This is a genomic window from Bacillus sp. 2D03 (genome assembly GCF_003946765.1).
Classification (GTDB): Bacteria; Bacillota; Bacilli; order Bacillales; family Bacillaceae_G; genus Bacillus_A; species Bacillus_A cereus.
On the sequence record NZ_RPSJ01000004.1, the window covers coordinates 271600 to 289630 of the forward strand.

Below are 18031 nucleotides of genomic sequence, written 5' to 3' on the forward strand. Positions count from 1 at the left end.
CCCCTTTATATATGTTAGGTTTTTTATTTTACCAGATTAACTATTAATTTACTAAAGATTACACTTAGTGAATATAAGAAGAATATAAAATATCCATTTACTTTACAAGTAAATGGATATTTCCCATTATATATTAGAATACTTCTTGTTCATCACATATTGCACATACTCAGGTGCACTTTTATCAATCTCTTCATCACTTAGTTTATATTCTGCACCATATAAATAAAAGGAAGGTATAAATTCCATACCTGTGTATAAGCATGTAGCTTGGAATGGTTTCGTCAACTCATCCATTGTAATTCTACTATTTTCATAGTCTTTTTCTAATCCACCTATAGAAATAGCTACACCAAATTCTTTCCCCTTCACTTTATCTCCTTTAGATCCGTATGCAAATCCATATGTTAATACATCATCGAACCATTTTTTTAATAATGGTGGTGAGCTGTACCAGTAAAGCGGAAATTGAAATATATATCTGTCATGTTCTACTAATAACTTTTGCTCTTCTTCAATATTAAACTCCCAATTCGGTGCCACTTTATACAATTCATGCACCGTAATTTCATCCGAATATTTCTCAAGTTCTTCAATCCATCTTTTATTAATTTTTGATTTTTCAATATCAGGATGTGCTACAATTACAAGTGTTTTCATCTTTTTTCATCCCCTTTATAAATTATTCAACCCTTTACGTATTAGTATGAATGAGTCACATATAATTGAAAAGTACGTACTTTAAAGTGCTATAGGAACCTTAAAGTACCTGTGGAGGTGTTATATGAATCAAAATGATAATTGCCCAATTGCAACAACACTCGATGTAATCGGTGGAAAATGGAAAGTTCATATTTTATGTATTTTGTCGGATGGAAAAATGCGAACAAATGAAATTAAACGAGAAATCCCAAACATTACACAAAAGGTTCTTACACAACAACTTCGGCAACTTGAAGCTGATGGGATTATCTATCGTACCGTATATCAAGAAGTTCCACCAAAGGTTGAGTACACACTAAGTGAATACGGAAAATCTTTAATGCAAATAATGGATAATCTGTTTGAATGGGGAAAAGATCATCAGATTAAAAGATTACATGACTAAAAAAGCACTATATACTTTGTTTCATCCTCTACGTTCATATTTTTTATTTCTATAAAGTTTATTTTCATCATTTTTTAGCTAACTTGTTTTCTTAGATTGATGGACGTGACCCCACATCCATCAATCTAAAAAGATACAATTAGAAAAATGAGATTTCTATAAAGTTTCGCATATAAACACTACTTCAGCCTCATTAAACGCTCGCTCTACTTTTTCTAATCTCAATTGTACGTAAGCTATAAAGAAGCACCCCTAAACCGAGAATTTTTTCATTATTAGACGCATTAGAACCTAAGGTAATAGTAGGTACATTTAAACCCATAAACCTTTCACTCCATTCTATAGGCATATAAAAAGATACTCCTTAAAAATAAAAAACGCTATTCTCTCTGTAAAATCATAGAAAAGAATAGCGCTTTTTATTTTGAAATAGAAATCATCATTTAAACTAAACATGCTAATATTGATTTTGTGCGATTGTCAGTTACCTCATAATAAATTTCTAATCCTTTCCGAGTACCTGTAACCATTTTAGCAGCTTTTAATTTAGATAAATGTTGACTAATTGTACTTTGAGGCATTTGTAAATCCCCATACATTGTTGTTACATTAGTAGGACCTTTTGCAAGCATTATTTTTACTAAAGATAGACGAACTGGATGCGCCAATACCTTTAACACCTCAGCGATTTCTTGAAACATTTCTTTTTTTTCTTTCATCTTATTTCTCCCCTTTTATATACATATTTATGTTATCCATATATATAATTCGAAGGTATATGCGTTTTTGTGTCCGTCATTGAAAAAAAATATAAAAAAACTTTAATCCGAAACTAAAGGATTAGCTTAACATAATGTCTCACCATTAATGATGAATAGGAATCTCATTATAGAAGCAGCAGTTTTTATACTACACCTCTACATTCAACTAACTAAAACCAATGAAAAAAAGAGCAGATAGTCTGCCCTTTTATGATGCCTCCTTATGTTCCGTGGAATGTTTAACACTCCCCAGTCTCTTTAGTTTATTCCACCCTACCGCTACTCCTCGAAGCGATGAGAATATAGATTTAATGACAACATAAGTCATAAATTGACGATAAATAAAACGTTGTAAAATTAACCATGCCAATGGTTTTGGGTTCTCTTCCTCTAATTTAAATGCGAACAGAGAAGCGAGAAGATCCATTAAAAAGAATACAAGATAAAATCCTAAAATTTTTAGCGGATTACTACTAAATATTCCTATAATCATTAATATATCTGCAAAAGGAGCAATGAATTGCAGCACATATTGGAATAACCACATATTAGGCAGTGCAATAAATCCTAATGTTTTATGCTTTGGATTACATAACGCTTTTCGATGTTTCCAAAGACATTGAAGTGTACCATATGACCAACGATACCGCTGTTTAATGAGACTTTTCACATCTTCAGGTGATTCCGTAAAAGCATGAGCTTTTTCTTCATATACAATTCTATGCCCTTGACGTAAAAATGTAATAGTAAGATCCGTATCTTCTGCTAACGTATCTTCGCTTAAATATCCAGATTCAACTACATTCTTTTTGCGCCACGCCCCAATAGCTCCTGGAACTACTGTAATACAATTTAACTCATCAAAAGCTCTACGTTCTAAATTAAACCCTGTAATGTACTCAACATGTTGCCAAGTAGTTAACAAATTCCGTCTATTCCCCACTTTGACATTACCTGAAACTGCAGCTACATTCTGATCTTCAAAGTGTCTAACCATTAGAGAAATGGCGTCTTGCGCAATAATAGTATCCGCATCTAAAGTGACAATTATTTCTCCTCGCGATTGTTGAAACCCTAGGTTCATTGCCGATGATTTCCCGCCGTTTTCTTTCTGAATGAAACGAACTTTAGGGTGTTTATAAAATGTTTCTTTCATTACTTTTGACGTACCATCTGTCGATCCGTCATCCACAACAATAACTTCAAATTCTCTATAATTACTATCCAAAATTGAGTGAATTGTCTTGGCTATCACCTTTTCTTCATTATATGCTGCTATGACAACACTAACAAAAGGTTGATAGGACGAATTAATATAGCGAGATAACGTTTTTCTTTTCTGCTTCCATGCAAAATAAATTAAGAATAAAAATCGAAAAATCCCTAATCCAATAGCAATATAAAAAATAGTTGTTAATATATGCTTAAAGTATCCTGCCCCTGAAAAGACAGCTTTATTGTAAAGTAAATATTGCTTCCCCTCAGAAGAAACAGGAGGCATAATTTCATCTCGTTCTTTATTCATTAAATCTGAAATTGTTACAAAACTATATCCATTTTTTTTAAGTTCTTTAATAATAATGGGAAGCGCTTCTACCGTATGGGCACGATTCCCTCCCGCATCATGGAGAAGAACAATATTTCCCTCTCCCTTATAAATGGGAGTAAGAGCACGCTTTACTAATTCATTCGTTGATGGTGTTGCCCAGTCTTCAGGATCAACTTTTTCCGCCACCATTGTATAGTTCATATTTTGTGCACGCAAAATAGGCAATATTTCATTTGATGAATCTGGGTTAGCATCGGCTTCATATGGCGGTCTAAATAAAACCGTAGAATGTCCAGTTATTTCCTGAATTAAACGTTGCGTCGTATTAAGTTCTAATTTTGTTCGTAGTAAAGACGTATCAGCGACGTTAGGATGCTTGAAAGTATGATTGCCAATTTCATGCCCTTCATCGTATATTCTTTTTACAATACTAGTATTTAGTTGCGCGTTTTCACCAAGTACAAAAAAAGCAGCTTTTATTTGATTCTCTTTTAATATATCTAAAATTTCTGGCGTATATTTCGGGTCTGGTCCATCATCAAATGTTAATACTACTTGTTTCCCATTTGGTTTTCCATATCGTTGCACTTCATATGCAGATGGTAAGGATTGATATACTTCATCTGTAATATAACCATCTTTGCCTACTTTAAAATCTCTCAATCCATTTTTTCTTTCATTCTCAATCTGTAAAATTTCACCTTGTCCAGAATAATTCACTTCATCTAAACTACTGATTTTATGTAATACATTAGGATTTTTTTGTACCTCAATAGGATTTTTTAAAACTTTCCATATTGTAGGATCTTCTGCTCCTAATCTCCATAGCGCAAACCCCTTTGCATTATTGTCCATTGCGATTTTCACTTGATTATAAAGAGTAACACCGTCTAAGAACCAAGCAGTATGTTCTTTCTCTCCTGTTTTATATCTAAAATACGGATTTCCACTCATCTTATCCCATTGAATTTTTATATTTGAATCATGAGCCATTGCCATAACTTCTGAGAAAGTCAAAGACTTCGCAGCTTCTTTACTATTTACTTCCCAATCGTATCCATAGTTACCGAAAGCAACTATAAGTTTATCAGACGGAATATTCAGTTCTTTTAATGTATGTTGGAACCATTTATTTGAAGCAATTGGTCCTGGTTCCCCGGCTCCATAGTGCTCATCGTACATCATTACAATCATACGATCTATTATTTTTCCTAATGCACTATAATCAAAAGCCTTATCATTAGCTGGAACATCTTGTGTGACGAGCAAATCATGTTTATGAAAGGCCGTAGTAAGTTCTTTCATAAAATTTGTTAAGTTTTCTTTATCACTTTCAGGTACGGACTCAAAGTCAATATTAATACCTGAAAACTGACTCTTTTTAACTTCGCTTACTAAATTATTAATAAATTTCGTCTTCACATCATTCGGCGAATTCAGTAACTTATGGATAAGCTCACTATCAGGGCCAGAAGCTTTTTCTGTATAGTTAGTAAGTAACGGCATAATCTTCACATGATTTTTTTTTGCTAGTTTTACAATCTCAGGTTTTATCTCACTTCTAATCGTTAAATCTTCTTTTAAATGATACCATTCTGGTACTAACGTGGTTAATGAATCGATATGTTCTTTTAAAGAAGCGGTACTATTTTCATCCCAGTTTACATAAAAACCATACACTTCTTTAGGATGTTTACTATCCTTCGGCGGATTCACCAAATTTTTATTATCCTTCGTTTCGGTATTTGGGTTAAATGCTTCCTCCTTTAACTGCTGATCACTAAGTTTTTGATTAATTGGTACCAGTTTCGTATCTTGTTGTACAGCGGTATTCATATTTGGAATTTCTGGTGTTGAAAAAATACTTTGAAAGAAAAAATAAAATACAACACTTACACTAACTATTGAGATACATAGAAACCAAATAAAGGCTATGTTTCTCCTTCCTTTCGGATCATAAAAAACGGGTTTTTCTTTATCTTTCTCTTGTTGAATGTTTTTCTCCATTATATTTTTCACATACTCCTTCTTAATAAAACTATAGAATAATAAAGTGCAACTTTAATCAGTGGGGGTTTTGTTCATCCCCCACTAATCATCAGCCCTCACCAATCGGGCTGCCCAGCAAATAGCGGAATAAATCCTTTTAGCTTTGAAATGAATCTCTCACTTCCATATTCTATTGATTCTTCTTTTCATTCCCTTGCTGGTGGCCTCTATTTTCTTGTTGAGACCCCCTACCATTGTTCCCTTGCTCGTTTCCGTCATTTTCTTTCTGGGATCCTCTTCCATTGTTCCCTTGCTGATTCCCATTATTTCCTTGTTGAGGATTTCTTCCATTGTTCCCTTGCCCATTTCCATTATTCCCTTGTTGAGACCCTCTTCCATTGTTCCCTTGCTCATTTCCATTATTCCCTTGTTGAGATCCTCTTCCGTTGTTCACTTGCTCATTTCCATTATTCCCTTGTTGAGATCCTCTTCCGTTGTTCACTTGCCCATTTCCATTATTCCCTTGTTGAGATCCTCTTCCGTTGTTCACTTGCCCATTTCCATTATTCCCTTGTTGAGATCCTCTTCCGTTGTTCACTTGCTGATTCCCATTATTTCCTTGTTGAGCTTCTCTACTGTTATTCTCTTGTTGATTCTCTCTATTTTCTTGCTGAGATCCTCTTCCATTGTTTTCTTTTATTTGCTTGGATGGCTGTTCCTCTGTTTTCTTTTGTTCTTTCTGCTCTTGCTTTTCATATTTTTTTTCTTTTACAGGAGACAAATCCAGTGATGTATCATGAGATGACTCCGGCTGTGATTGCACCTCTTCTTCGTTTTCCACCGGATTAGACGGGGTGGCAGGAGGCGTAAGTGATTTGTTCTTCTCATTCTCTTGCTTTATATAGACACCTGTGCCAATTCCAGCTTTTCTAGCATTCTCTCTTACTTGCATTGTGCTACTTTGATATTCAACTGTAATATGTTTTAGCTCATATTCTTTCTTTAATTCTTTCATTTCCTTTTCCAAAAGTGGTTCTAGTGCCTTGTCCTTTGCAACTGTTGTTAGCATAACTTGCTTATCATTCGTTAAATACTTATCCTCTTGACTTTGCTTTATAATAGTACGTATTACTTCTTGCAATTGTTTATTTTCCCATTGCTTCAATTCTTTTAAAATACGCCTTCCATCATCATTACAAGCCTGCAAATCTATAACACGAAAATCCTTTGTTACGCTCACCTCTAAACTTGGATTTATATCAACTGAGACGTAAGCAAATACTTTTTCTTCTGGTTGGTTGTAGAAAAACAGCACTGCAAATAGAAAACAAGCAACAAGTATTGATGCAGGCTTTAAAAAGGAAGGGATCGAAAAATACGATACTTTTTGTTCTTGCTCATCAAATGAGATTTCCTCCCCGATTATGCAAGAATCCCCTTTTCTTTTACACGTAATAAACTCTCCATTTGGTGTTAAAACAACTACGCTATGCTTTTTTATATCCATCACAATTCCTTTATTCATCATGCTTTCCCCCCTTTATATAATCAAGAATGTATGTATAGTTGTTTGCAAAGATAATACACATTGCAATGATATATTTTCTATGACGCTCCAATGTTTTGCGACTTACCCTAACACGCGGTTCAATATGTTTAAGTGGTAACTTTTTCTTTCGGAACAGCTCTTCCATCATTTCCTCTTCTTTTATAATAATTTTCACAATTTCTATTAAGTGCTCACGCGTATCACGATGCTTAGGAGATTCTTTAGCAAGCTCTGAGAATGTGATTTTAAACTCAGCTAGCACACTTTGAAAATGAAGAATTTCCTCCTTACGGTTACTATTTTCCATCTCTTTCATATACTCCGTAAGCGACACTTGCATTTCTAACATTTCCTCTTGCTCATCTTCTTTTAAAAAGACAAAGTTATGTTTAGACTCCTTACGTATATAGTCAATTACATCTCTTTTTATAAGAAGATCAGCAAACGCTAAAAAAGATTTTCCTTTTGTATAGGAATACTTTTCAATTGCTTCGTTAAACGCAAACAATCCAATGCTATATTCATCATCCTGTTCTGTAATATATCGGCGGCAGACAGATGAGATTGATTTTCTAATAAAAGGCTGATACTGTACGATAAACGCTTCTTTATCTTCTTCATTATTTTGTATGTTACATACGATATCTTCTATTTTCGGTTTTCTTAAGATCTTCATTACTAAACTCAACACTTGTAATCTCCCAGCCTCCTTCAAATAGCAAAATGGTCACTACACAAGTGACCATTTAACCAGATTTTCTTGGTACTTTTCTTCGGTCTTGTTTTCTTGCTGTTAGTTATATTTTTAGAGTCTAACGTTTTCTTAATGATTTTTCCTTTTCTCTCGGCACTAAAGTTAAGTTTGTATTTTTATCTACTTTCTTATTTTCTACCGTTCGTTTTGCTTATTCTTTTTCTATTTTATCTGCAATCCTTGAATAACTCTCCTCTATATAATTGGTAATTTCATCCTTTTACTTTGGATGCCCACTTAATCTAGTAATTTTATTAATACTTCTATATTCTTTCATAGTCATTTTTCTTCTATTTATTTTTTCCACTATACATATTCGGAGGAGTACAAAGTTTTATGGGGGTCAAAAAATATTTTTATAAAAAATACATATTTATTTCAAAAATAAAAACCATCAATTTGAAAAAGGGTAATCAAATTGATGGTTTTCTTATAGTATCTATTAAATTAAGTTGGATTCTCATCATATCTAAAAAAAGTACTAGCTATCCTCTGCCGCTTTTCTCCACTTTTATCTTTCTTGGTTATCATAATATGTCTTATCTGCGTATTTTCTATCATTTCCTTTTAGATAAGCTAAAATTACTTTTGGATTTTTAAATAAAGTCCAGTCTCCATATGTATCAAATCTTCTGCATGAAGTTATCATTCCATTTTTAATAGTACCGAATTTCTTATTATTTTTCTTTCCCCACTCTTTTAAACGTTTTGCGAAATCTGCATCTTCTGCCATAAGCATGTTTTCATTAAATCCATTGATTGCCATAAAGTCTTTTCTATAGCACCAAAAAATCCCTACAGATATAGCTCCGTACTTAAAAAGTAAAGGGATTATGATTAACATTGCGGAGAGAAATATTCCTAAAGATATTCTTTCAAACTTCCCATTCACCCCACCACCAATGTATTTACCTGAAGCTAAATATTTATCTACATTAGACAACATAGACTCTGTCATTATCGTATCAGCGTCTATAGTAACGATTATTTCTCCACTGGCTATTTTAGCCCCTGCATTTCGAATTTTAGATAAGTTTTTATCGTTATTTTTCAATATAATACAATTATAAGATTTTGCTATTTCCTCTGTTTTATCTGTGCAACGATTTAAAACAACTATAACTTCCGTTTGCTCTTTATATGCCTCTGATGCCTTTGCAATTGAATCTAAACATTTTCTAATGTACTTTTCTTCATTGTGTGCAGGAATTATAATAGAAAACTTCACATCTTTTTTCAAATTGACTCCTGAAGATTCCTTTGTCTCAGTCATAATATTCCCCCCTTATTTTATAAGGTAAATATCTGTTATACATAACGTATATTAAAATTCAATAAATTATATGATAGGAACTGCAGGTAAACTATTACTTGAGTATTAAAAAACAAAAACGTTATTCTTTCTAAATAAGCAAAATTACTAGAAAGAATAACGTTTTTTATTAGTTACATTAATATTTTATTCGTTGCTTTATTTCTTCAAAACGAGCATGTATAATTTTTCTGATATCTGGATGATTCTTATATAAAGTAACAGTATACATGATGGAAGATGCAAGAATAGTAGACCATATTAACCAATCTCCAGCATGAGAAAGAACTTTAATTATTTCACTCGTAAATTCTTCCTGTCCGTCATGAAATGTATAGCTGAGTAGTTACCTTATTTTTAAAAAAACATTCTGATTATTTCTTTTTCACTTCTTCTACAAATTCCCATGTCTCTCCGTTATCTTTTGATTGATAAAGTGCACTACTATCGCCATTGTAGTCTCCATCTGCCCCTTGTCCAACTAACATATTAAAAACCCCATCTTTCTCATATGGCATACTAGGTGAATCAAAAGGACTTATTGTGGACTGTGTATGATCTAATTTCACTTCATGCGGCGGATATTCTACCTTTTTGAAAGATACTCCCCCATCATCTGTACGATATAACTCTCCTTCATTACCAGAAGGCCTAATTGCTCCTAAAAACCCAAGTTTATCATTTATAAAAGTGATTCCTGATACACTACCAATCCCCCCATTAAATGGGTCTGGATTGATAACCTCCCATGTTTTCCCTTCATCACTAGTCTTGCTTAATGAATAAAAAGCGCTCCCTAATGCTTTATCTGTCATATTTAGTTTATAACCAATTTCTTTCGATAGGAAAAACTGTTCTTTTTCATTCTTTAAATCTTGTTGTTTCTTCTCTTTAAGCATATCTTCTTTTGGAGGCGTCTTTGATTTACTCCAACTTGCGTCACTTATTAAATTATATCTAGCAGGGACTAGCTCTTTCTCTTTTCCAGGGACAAATATAGATACAGTATATCCAATGATATCAGAAGATGCTTCTTTAAGACTCTGCCCCCTACCATCCTCAGTAATATTAATAATTCCCTCTGTATTGGATCCCCAATTTCTTTTCCCATAATAAATCAACCCATACTTACTTTCATTCCATTTTCTAACCGTTTGCTTAACTGGAATCGCCTTAACCGTTTTAATTAAAGGTTCTACTAATTTATCATCATTATAATCAGGCTTTGCGTATCCGTCTCGTATTATAGTAATATCCTCTGATTTCTTCTTATTATAAGAGATTAAATAAGTTTCTTCTTCCCCATCAACATTTTTCCCATAAACAAATGTATCAAACGCTGTGATTGTTCCATCTGAATGAAATGTAAGATCAAAATCAGTTGCCATATACAATTTCTTTGGCAAAGGATATTTTTTATTTATATCTTCAAAAATACCTTCTACTCCAGACTTATATATATTATTATGTTTAAGTTTAACTGACCTTTCATGTTTTAACTTTTCTATAAACCATGCCAATTTACCATTGTAATTTATTGCACTTTTATAAATCTGCATCCCATAAAATGATGTAATTGCAACAATAATGATAATAGAAATGGATCTCCATGCTATTGAATTTGTTAATTTTTTAGATTCATATTCTCTATTTTTTATCACCCGCATTGTAGTAAATGTAGTTATGGATATAAAAAGTACTATACATAATAACAAAATGTAAATATTATAATTCATTCTTCCGTACTTACAGTATAAGGCCAACTCATAGCAAAAGATCCCGTATACAATTATTAGTATTGGATTTGTTACTAATGACAGAAGTATCCTTTTTGTATTTTCTCTAAATATAGAAACCACTCCTAATTATATGAATTACTGATATTAAGTATACTTTATTGTAAAGTAACAAAAAAGCTATTTAATCTTGCCGCAAAAAATACAATAGACATATGAATATTATATTCATGTTAAGAAGGCCAACAATCCAAGATTGTTAGCCTCTACTTCCCATATTCGTATCTTTTATCACTTTACTTCCTTACAACTGGAATCCACATTTCACCAAACACTAAGCCGTTTTTTTTCCCCATCTCAACCGTCGTATTTGGTCCACCAACATAAGCAAACTCATTTGCATCTGGTAAAGCTTGACCGAAGGCGATGCCAGTCAACTTATTACTTAACTCTTCAGCTGTTTTGTCTTCCCCTTTTACTACTAAGTATTCTCCCCTCGGAAACTGAATCACTCTAGATTCTTCTTCTATTTGTGCTTCTGTCATGACACCCGCATAATACATCATTTTGTTATTCACCGCTTCGCTCACAGAAAAAATGTATTCATTTGTCGCTAAAGCTTTTAAAGTGTCCAGCCTTCCATCCTCTTTAACAGCCGACCAAAAGTCTTCCTTTTCTTTATTTATTCCAGCAAAGTCTGTGTACTCACTCTTAATTTCAGTTCCAATACCTAACACAATAAAGCTATCTTTTTCTTCTATAGTATAATTTTTCATATACAAAACCTGCCTCTTTTTTTATTAATCAAACGATTTATCTTTTCATCTGATACGTTTATAATATCTTTAAACCATGTCAAAAAATGATACTGTTTAGGAGACCAAAATGAAAAAAGTTGAACGGATTAATACAATTATGCGATATATTAACAACCGCTCCCACTTTACAATTTCTGAAATCATACGAGAATTTAACATATCACGATCGACAGCTATTAGAGACATTAGAGAAATTGAAGCTATGGGAATGCCACTTGTCGCTGAAGTTGGGAGAACGGGTGGATATTTTGTTATGCATAATTCTATACTGCCCGTTGTTCGCTTTACTGATAATGAAGTGAAAGCTCTTTTTATTGCCTTTATGGCTACGAGGAATCAACAACTTCCCTACCTAAAGAGTCGTCAATCTTTAGCCGAAAAACTACTAGGACTCATCTCAGAAACCCAGCAGGATGACCTTGTTCTTTTAAATCAACTCTTGCTGTTCCAAGGAACTAATCCTCATAATCCCGATCTACTTGAGCTTTCTGATCTCCCCCATCCTATGTTAGAAAAACTCATTCAAATCCTTCTTTTGGATAACCATTTATTGATTACCATTAAAGAAGATGAAAAAATTAAGTCTTATCCAATTTATCTATTACACCTTTATCAAGAAAAAAGCCATTGGATTATTGAAGGATTTGACTTAAAAGAAGAAAAGAAGTTAATGTTTCCTGTCGATGATCTCATCAATATTGAACCATACACGACGAATAAAAGGCTCAATAAGAAAAAGATTTTAGAAAAACTAAGTAAGAAGGCTGAAGCAATTAACCTTGTACTTGAACTTGGTCCCACAGCAATTGCCCAGTTCAAAAAATACCATCCTTTAAAAATTTCAATATCTTATACTAATCCTTACCAATCCACAGCCATTTTAAAAACTTTTATCAATGTTAACAATCCCGATGAAGTGACGGAAATAATAAATTGGCTGCTTTTTCTAGGGAAGGATATTACAATTAGGGAAATGCCTAAAGAAATATTAAAAGATTTACAAGAGCGATTATGTTTATATTCCCCATAAGCAGTGATCAGTTAAACCTCAAAATATTGAGTTTAAGCAATCACTACTGAACCAGGCTTCTATGAATAATACAACAAAAAAGGTATGAACTAACTTTTAGTTCATACCTTTTATATTAGAGTTTTCTATAAACACATTAAATTGCTTGTTTAAGATTTGAATGTGGATTTGGTCCATACTTATTCTCACCTTCATCACTTTCAATGATACAAAACACAAGTAGAACCGCTCCTCCAAATGGCACCAAATTTAATAGCTGCCACCATCCTGTTTTTCCACTATCATGTAATCGACGAGCTTCCACTGCCAGAGTAGGAACGATAAAAATTGTTATATATAGCAAGGTAATATTGGCTCTTAAGTAAAAGGCAGACGAAGAATAAGAGGCCAAATATATGAATGACCAAAACGTAACCTTATTAAATAAAGTAAAAATCCAGTACTCTTTTCTCGTAGCTCTCCCACTAAATTTCGCATAGTTTTTGAGAGTATATAAATACCATTTCATTTGAACCTCTCCCTTTTTCATCCCCTAAACGATTAATTTATACATTATATACCTTATAAGTATAAATATAACACATCACAACGATAACCTCTATATTTACACGGAATATTCTGTTTATTAACAAGTCATTTTAGTTAAGTGTTAACATACCATATTTCCAGGCATGTGTATTCGATTTATTATTCTCCTATTTACTTTAAAACTACTACAATTAAGCGAAGTATGAATGAATTATTAAAGCACGGAAAATCTTCCCGTGCTTTTTCAAAAAAATATATTATTCCGGATGATTTCATTCACTTACCCTAGCTGACGTTTAAATGCTTTACTAGCGAAAAAGTAAGAAATAATCATTATACCTACGCACCAAGTGAGCGCAATCCAAATATCGTTTCCAACAGTTCCTTCATATAAAAGAGCACGAATTGCATTCACGATTGAAGTTACAGGCTGATTCTCTGCAAAAGCACGAACAATTTTCGGCATCGTTTCGGTAGGAACGAAGGCCGAACTAATAAATGGAAGAAAAACTAGTGGGTACGAGTAAGCAGTCGCCCCTTCCATAGACTTTGCCGTCAGCCCTGGAATGATAGCCAACCATGTTAGCGCCAGCGTAAACATCCCAAGTATCCCAGCTACCGCGAGCCAATCTAGAATATTCGCACTGGAACGGAAACCCATTAAGAGTGCAACAAGAATAACCACCACGATAGTAAGTACATTAGCAATAAGAGAGGTTAAAACGTGAGCCCACAATATCGACGAGCGCTTAATAGGCATCGTAATGAAACGTGCCATCAGCCCACTCTTTACATCCGTAAAGAGTCGCACAGAAGTGTAAGCTACACCGGATGCGATAGCCATTAGCAAAATTCCCGGCAATAAATAATTAACGTAGTTTTCCGTTCCAGTTTTTATTGCGCCTCCAAACACGTAGACAAATAATAGCATCATCATAATCGGTGTAATCGCTACTGTAATAATTGTATCCGGGCTGCGCATAATGTTACGCATTAAACGACCTAGTAATACACCTGTTTTACTTTTCATTTACATCTCCTCCTTTTTGCCAATGATCGCAAGGAATATTTCTTCCAATGTCGGTTGCTTCTCGATATACTCCACTTTTGCCGGTGGGAACATCTCTTTTAGTTCAGCAAGAGTACCTGTCGTAATAATTTTTCCGCCATGCAAAATAGCGATACGGTCTGCCAGTTGTTCTGCTTCCTCCAAGTACTGAGTCGTAAGCAAAATAGTTGTACCACTATCAGCAAGTTCCTTGACTGTATCCCACACTTCAATTCGCGCTTCAGGATCGAGTCCAGTCGTTGGTTCGTCAAGAAAAATAACTGCTGGCGCCCCAATCAAACTCATCGCGATATCAAGCCGGCGCTTCATCCCGCCTGAATACTGATCTGCCCTTTGGTTTGCCGCATCAGTCAGGCTAAATCTTGCAAGTAGATTGTCAGCAACTTGAGCGGGATTGGAAACACCACGTAGCCTAGCTATCATTATCAAGTTTTCCCTCCCAGTCAGCATACCGTCTAAAGCTGCGAACTGCCCTGTCAAACTGATACTTTGACGTACATGATTTGGTTGACGCTGTACATCAAATCCGCAAATACTTACTTCACCGCCATCTTGCTTCATTAGCGTCGAAAGGATGTTGACCGTTGTCGTCTTTCCCGCTCCATTTGAGCCTAGCAGCGCGAAAATTTCTCCACGCTGCACCTCAAAATCTATCCCTTTTAAAACTTCCTTGTCTTTAAAGGATTTTTTCAAGCCTTTTACAGAAATCGCTGCATGACTCATACATTTTTCCTCCCTATAAAAATATTTTGCGAAGATAATTTATTTACCTCTATCTATTTAGTACCACTGATATTCTGTATCACTTAGTACTGAGCTAAAAATATAACTGAATAGCTATGATGGCAATTCATTTGTGTAACCAGCTAATCAGTCGGTATTACTTATTGCATTTATTTTTTTCTCAATTTCTTCATAATACTTTCATTCAAATCTTCACGATACTTGGAGACGTAAGTTTTAGCATTTGCCACTAGTTCGTCAGCAAAGGAAGCCACGTCATCCCCAGTAATGTCAAGCACTTGTCTTCCTTCCGCTGCACCAGCTTCAAACAAATCGATTAATTCATACTGTATGTGTAACATATCCATACCGTTACCTGCTGAGAAATTCCACATGTAGTTTTGAATTTTCTTAAATACAAACTGATAGTCCTCTGGCAGAGCCTCAACTCGTGCCATCATCATTTTGTACTCTTTTTTATCACCAATTAACTTTTTAAACATTTCTAACATCTTATTTTCCTCCTTTTTTATAAAACCGAACAAGAAATTCCCAAAGTATCGGCCAGAACATTTTATCTTATGAACCTATTTTGACTTCAAGACGTTAATTTTTGACGATACAAAATCCCATTTTTCCCAAAACAATTCAAGCTCCTGGCGGCCTTCTTCATTTAATGAATAAAACTTACGAGGCGGTCCCATATCTGATGGTTTCTTTTCAATATTCACAAGCTTTTTCTTCTCTAATCGTACAAGGATGGTATACACCGTACCTTCCACAACTTCGGTAAACCCAAGATCATTCAGGTGGCGGGTAATCTCATAGCCATACGTTTCACGGCGACTAATGATTTCCAGTACACACCCTTCCAGTGAACCTTTCAGCATTTCAGTTAAATTTTCCATGTCCTGATCCTCCTTTACCCCCTATTCTGTCTGACTTATATTCAGTATTACAGAGTACTAAGGCGAATTTTTTACTGAGTAGTTTTTTTGAATTCATACTATTCAGTATCACTTATTACATCTACATTGTATGACTAAGTAGCGATAGATGTCAACTGATTTTCAAATTTTTTCTAAAATCCGCTATTACCTATTGTCTACTGAAAATATTTTGAGAAACAACACTACTCAGTATTGCTTATTACAAGTACATTGTATGACTAAGTAGCAATGAATGTCAACTCGATTTTTATATTTTTCTAAAATCAACTATTACCTATTCGATACAGCCTATTTTCTTTTTTTATTTTGCCCCATACCTATCCCACTAAGAAAAGAAAATACCCCAAAACAAAAATTCTACATTTTTATTTTGGGGCGCTATACTATACCAAAGTTAATGAATATGGCTAGCTCTTCTTATTAATAAGACAGATCATTTTTTGTTACGATAACATCATAGCCATATCTTCTGCTGCATTTGTAATTAGTTTTAAACCAAATGTTTCTTGTAATACATCAAGCACGCCAGGTGAAATAAATTCAGGAACCTTTGGACCGATGCGAATATCTTGAATCCCAAGACTAAATAGCCCGAGTAAAATGGCAACCGCTTTTTGTTCAAACCATGATAGCACAATACTTACTGGCAATTCATTCACTTCACATTGGAAAGCATCAGCTAATGCAGCCGCTATTTTCACTGTAGAAATGGAATTATTACACTGTCCTAAATCAATGTACCGCGGAATTTCCGTATCAGGTACAACACCGTAATCCACATCATTAAAGCGGAATTTCCCGCAAGAAGTTGTTAAAATAACCGTTTCTGGCGGAAGTGACGTTGCTAATTCACGATAATATTCTCCGCCTTTTCCCGGTGCATCACAACCGGCGATAACAAAGAAACGCTTTATTTTCCCCTCTTTTACTGCATCAATAATTTCTGGAGCTAATGATAATACTGTATTATGATGAAACCCTGTTACTAACTGTTCATCCGACTCCATATGTACTTCTGGAAGTTCTAGTGCTTTTTGAATCAATGGTGTAAAATCATCATTTTCAATTTTTTGTACACCTTCTAAACCTGCAATATCATATGAAAAGAATCGATCAGAGTACGATCCTTTAATTGGCATAACACAGTTCGTTGTAGCTAATATGGCACCAGTAAATTTTTCAAAAAGGCGTCTTTGATCATACCATGCCTTACCGATGTTTCCTTTTAAATGTTTATATTTTTTCAGCTGCGGATATCCGTGTGCTGGTAGCATTTCAGAATGTGTATAAATATTAATGTCTTTTCCTTCTGTTTGCTTTAATAGTTCTTCTAGTGCAAATAAATTATGACCCGTAACTACAATTGCTTTACCTTCTACACGATTTTGTGTAATTTGTACAGGCTCTGGCACACCAAAATGATTCGTATGTGCCTCATCTAATAATTCCATCACCCGTAAAGCTGATTTCCCCACTTTCATAGCCATATCAATATGCTCTTGTTCGTTAAAGTTAGAATTTGTTAATGTCATATATAAAGCTTCTTGTGTTGTAGCATCTACAAATGCATCCGTATACCCTAGCTGAGCAGCATGTGTGCGATAAGCTGCAATTCCTTTTAGCCCAAACACAATCGTATCTTGTAAACTCGCAATCGTTTCATTCTTGCCACACACACCCATTACTTTACATCCGCCTGTTGGCGTTTGTTCACATTGATAACAAAACATATCATCCCACCCTCTCCCAATCATTCATTACACCTTAAGCATAATACCCATTGAAAAAAAGTGATGTGATTTCCATCACAATAATATATAAAGATTTGTGACAGCTCATATTGTTGACATAATATTTTTATTGACACTAAAAAACGTACATTAGTGTACACACATCTTTCAATACTTTTAAATAGCTAAATAATTAATTTGGAGAAATATATACAACGAAAAAATTTTCGAATCCCTTATACAAATAGTTGCAATTCATCGCATATGAAAATATGCATATTTTTCATTTTAAGAAACTACCATTTTTTATTAAAGTCTTTATTGTAAACCTTTTTATTTACAATACATTTACACTATCTTAACATTACTTACATTATTTATATGATATATTTATATAGAAGCTACTTAAGAAATTTCATATACAT

The 18031-nt window shown here is 34.0% G+C and carries 17 protein-coding genes and 1 pseudogene; 2 read left to right on the forward strand and 16 right to left on the reverse strand.

Going from position 1 to position 18031, the window contains the following annotated elements; genetic code table 11:
- Positions 1-126: 126 nt before the first annotated feature.
- The gene (locus EBQ15_RS11905) at positions 127-660 is read right to left on the reverse strand and encodes an NAD(P)H-dependent oxidoreductase (RefSeq protein ID WP_000855232.1); all 534 of its coding nucleotides are present in this window, start codon (positions 658-660) and stop codon (positions 127-129) included.
- A gap of 124 nt (positions 661-784) precedes the next feature.
- Here EBQ15_RS11905 and EBQ15_RS11910 point away from each other — a divergent pair, with 124 nt between their 5' ends.
- The gene (locus tag EBQ15_RS11910; protein WP_001072981.1) at positions 785-1108 is read left to right on the forward strand and encodes a winged helix-turn-helix transcriptional regulator; all 324 of its coding nucleotides are present in this window, start codon (positions 785-787) and stop codon (positions 1106-1108) included.
- 193 nt (positions 1109-1301) lie between these two features.
- Here the strand turns inward: EBQ15_RS11910 and EBQ15_RS31135 are convergent, their stop codons facing one another.
- From EBQ15_RS31135 to EBQ15_RS11950, 9 genes and pseudogenes are all read right to left on the reverse strand, one after another.
- A complete protein-coding gene (locus EBQ15_RS31135) occupies positions 1302-1457 on the reverse strand; it encodes a hypothetical protein (RefSeq protein WP_001121202.1) in 156 nt (51 codons plus the stop codon).
- Positions 1458-1551: 94 nt separating this feature from the next.
- Complete coding sequence (locus EBQ15_RS11915) at positions 1552-1827, reverse strand: ArsR/SmtB family transcription factor (protein ID WP_000660066.1); 276 nt, start codon at positions 1825-1827, stop codon at positions 1552-1554.
- A 250-nt stretch (positions 1828-2077) separates the two neighbouring features.
- Positions 2078-5425 carry a trifunctional glycoside hydrolase family 18/polysaccharide deacetylase/glycosyltransferase family 2 protein gene (locus EBQ15_RS11920; protein WP_000414298.1) on the reverse strand — a complete coding sequence of 1116 codons (3348 nt, stop codon included), beginning with the start codon at positions 5423-5425 and terminating at the stop codon, positions 2078-2080.
- 172 nt (positions 5426-5597) lie between these two features.
- Positions 5598-6935, reverse strand: a complete 1338-nt coding sequence (locus EBQ15_RS11925; RefSeq protein ID WP_115735433.1) for an anti-sigma factor domain-containing protein — start codon at positions 6933-6935, stop codon at positions 5598-5600.
- On the reverse strand, positions 6925-7647 hold the full coding sequence (sigI, locus tag EBQ15_RS11930; RefSeq protein WP_025708828.1) for an RNA polymerase sigma factor SigI: 723 nt from the start codon (positions 7645-7647) through the stop codon (positions 6925-6927). The genes EBQ15_RS11925 and sigI overlap by 11 nt, the downstream gene beginning before the upstream one ends.
- A gap of 574 nt (positions 7648-8221) precedes the next feature.
- Positions 8222-8983 carry a glycosyltransferase family 2 protein gene (locus tag EBQ15_RS11935; protein WP_000140916.1) on the reverse strand — a complete coding sequence of 254 codons (762 nt, stop codon included), beginning with the start codon at positions 8981-8983 and terminating at the stop codon, positions 8222-8224.
- 178 nt (positions 8984-9161) lie between these two features.
- Positions 9162-9356, reverse strand: a pseudogene (locus tag EBQ15_RS11940) (hypothetical protein); the annotation flags it as partial.
- A gap of 40 nt (positions 9357-9396) precedes the next feature.
- A complete protein-coding gene (locus EBQ15_RS11945; RefSeq protein ID WP_080451636.1) occupies positions 9397-10881 on the reverse strand; it encodes a WD40/YVTN/BNR-like repeat-containing protein in 1485 nt (494 codons plus the stop codon).
- Between the two features lie 173 nt (positions 10882-11054).
- Positions 11055-11534 carry a GyrI-like domain-containing protein gene (locus EBQ15_RS11950; protein ID WP_000801036.1) on the reverse strand — a complete coding sequence of 160 codons (480 nt, stop codon included), beginning with the start codon at positions 11532-11534 and terminating at the stop codon, positions 11055-11057.
- Between the two features lie 109 nt (positions 11535-11643).
- Here EBQ15_RS11950 and EBQ15_RS11955 point away from each other — a divergent pair, with 109 nt between their 5' ends.
- On the forward strand, positions 11644-12606 hold the full coding sequence (locus tag EBQ15_RS11955) for a helix-turn-helix transcriptional regulator (RefSeq protein WP_000755058.1): 963 nt from the start codon (positions 11644-11646) through the stop codon (positions 12604-12606).
- A gap of 136 nt (positions 12607-12742) precedes the next feature.
- On the opposite strand, the gene EBQ15_RS11960 is transcribed toward EBQ15_RS11955, so the two are convergent.
- From EBQ15_RS11960 to hcp, 6 genes are all read right to left on the reverse strand, one after another.
- Complete coding sequence (locus tag EBQ15_RS11960; RefSeq protein WP_000872433.1) at positions 12743-13114, reverse strand: DUF805 domain-containing protein; 372 nt, start codon at positions 13112-13114, stop codon at positions 12743-12745.
- 300 nt (positions 13115-13414) lie between these two features.
- On the reverse strand, positions 13415-14164 hold the full coding sequence (locus EBQ15_RS11965) for an ABC transporter permease (protein ID WP_000837812.1): 750 nt from the start codon (positions 14162-14164) through the stop codon (positions 13415-13417).
- Positions 14165-14926 (reverse strand): ABC transporter ATP-binding protein, encoded by a 762-nt coding sequence (locus tag EBQ15_RS11970; RefSeq protein WP_000017470.1) that lies wholly within the window; start codon positions 14924-14926, stop codon positions 14165-14167.
- A 170-nt stretch (positions 14927-15096) separates the two neighbouring features.
- Positions 15097-15438 (reverse strand): DUF1048 domain-containing protein, encoded by a 342-nt coding sequence (locus EBQ15_RS11975; protein ID WP_000891986.1) that lies wholly within the window; start codon positions 15436-15438, stop codon positions 15097-15099.
- A 75-nt stretch (positions 15439-15513) separates the two neighbouring features.
- Positions 15514-15834 carry a PadR family transcriptional regulator gene (locus EBQ15_RS11980; protein ID WP_000429487.1) on the reverse strand — a complete coding sequence of 107 codons (321 nt, stop codon included), beginning with the start codon at positions 15832-15834 and terminating at the stop codon, positions 15514-15516.
- A 485-nt stretch (positions 15835-16319) separates the two neighbouring features.
- Entirely contained in the window at positions 16320-17606 is a 1287-nt protein-coding gene (gene hcp / locus EBQ15_RS11985) for a hydroxylamine reductase (protein WP_033683920.1), read from the reverse strand.
- Positions 17607-18031 lie beyond the last annotated feature (425 nt).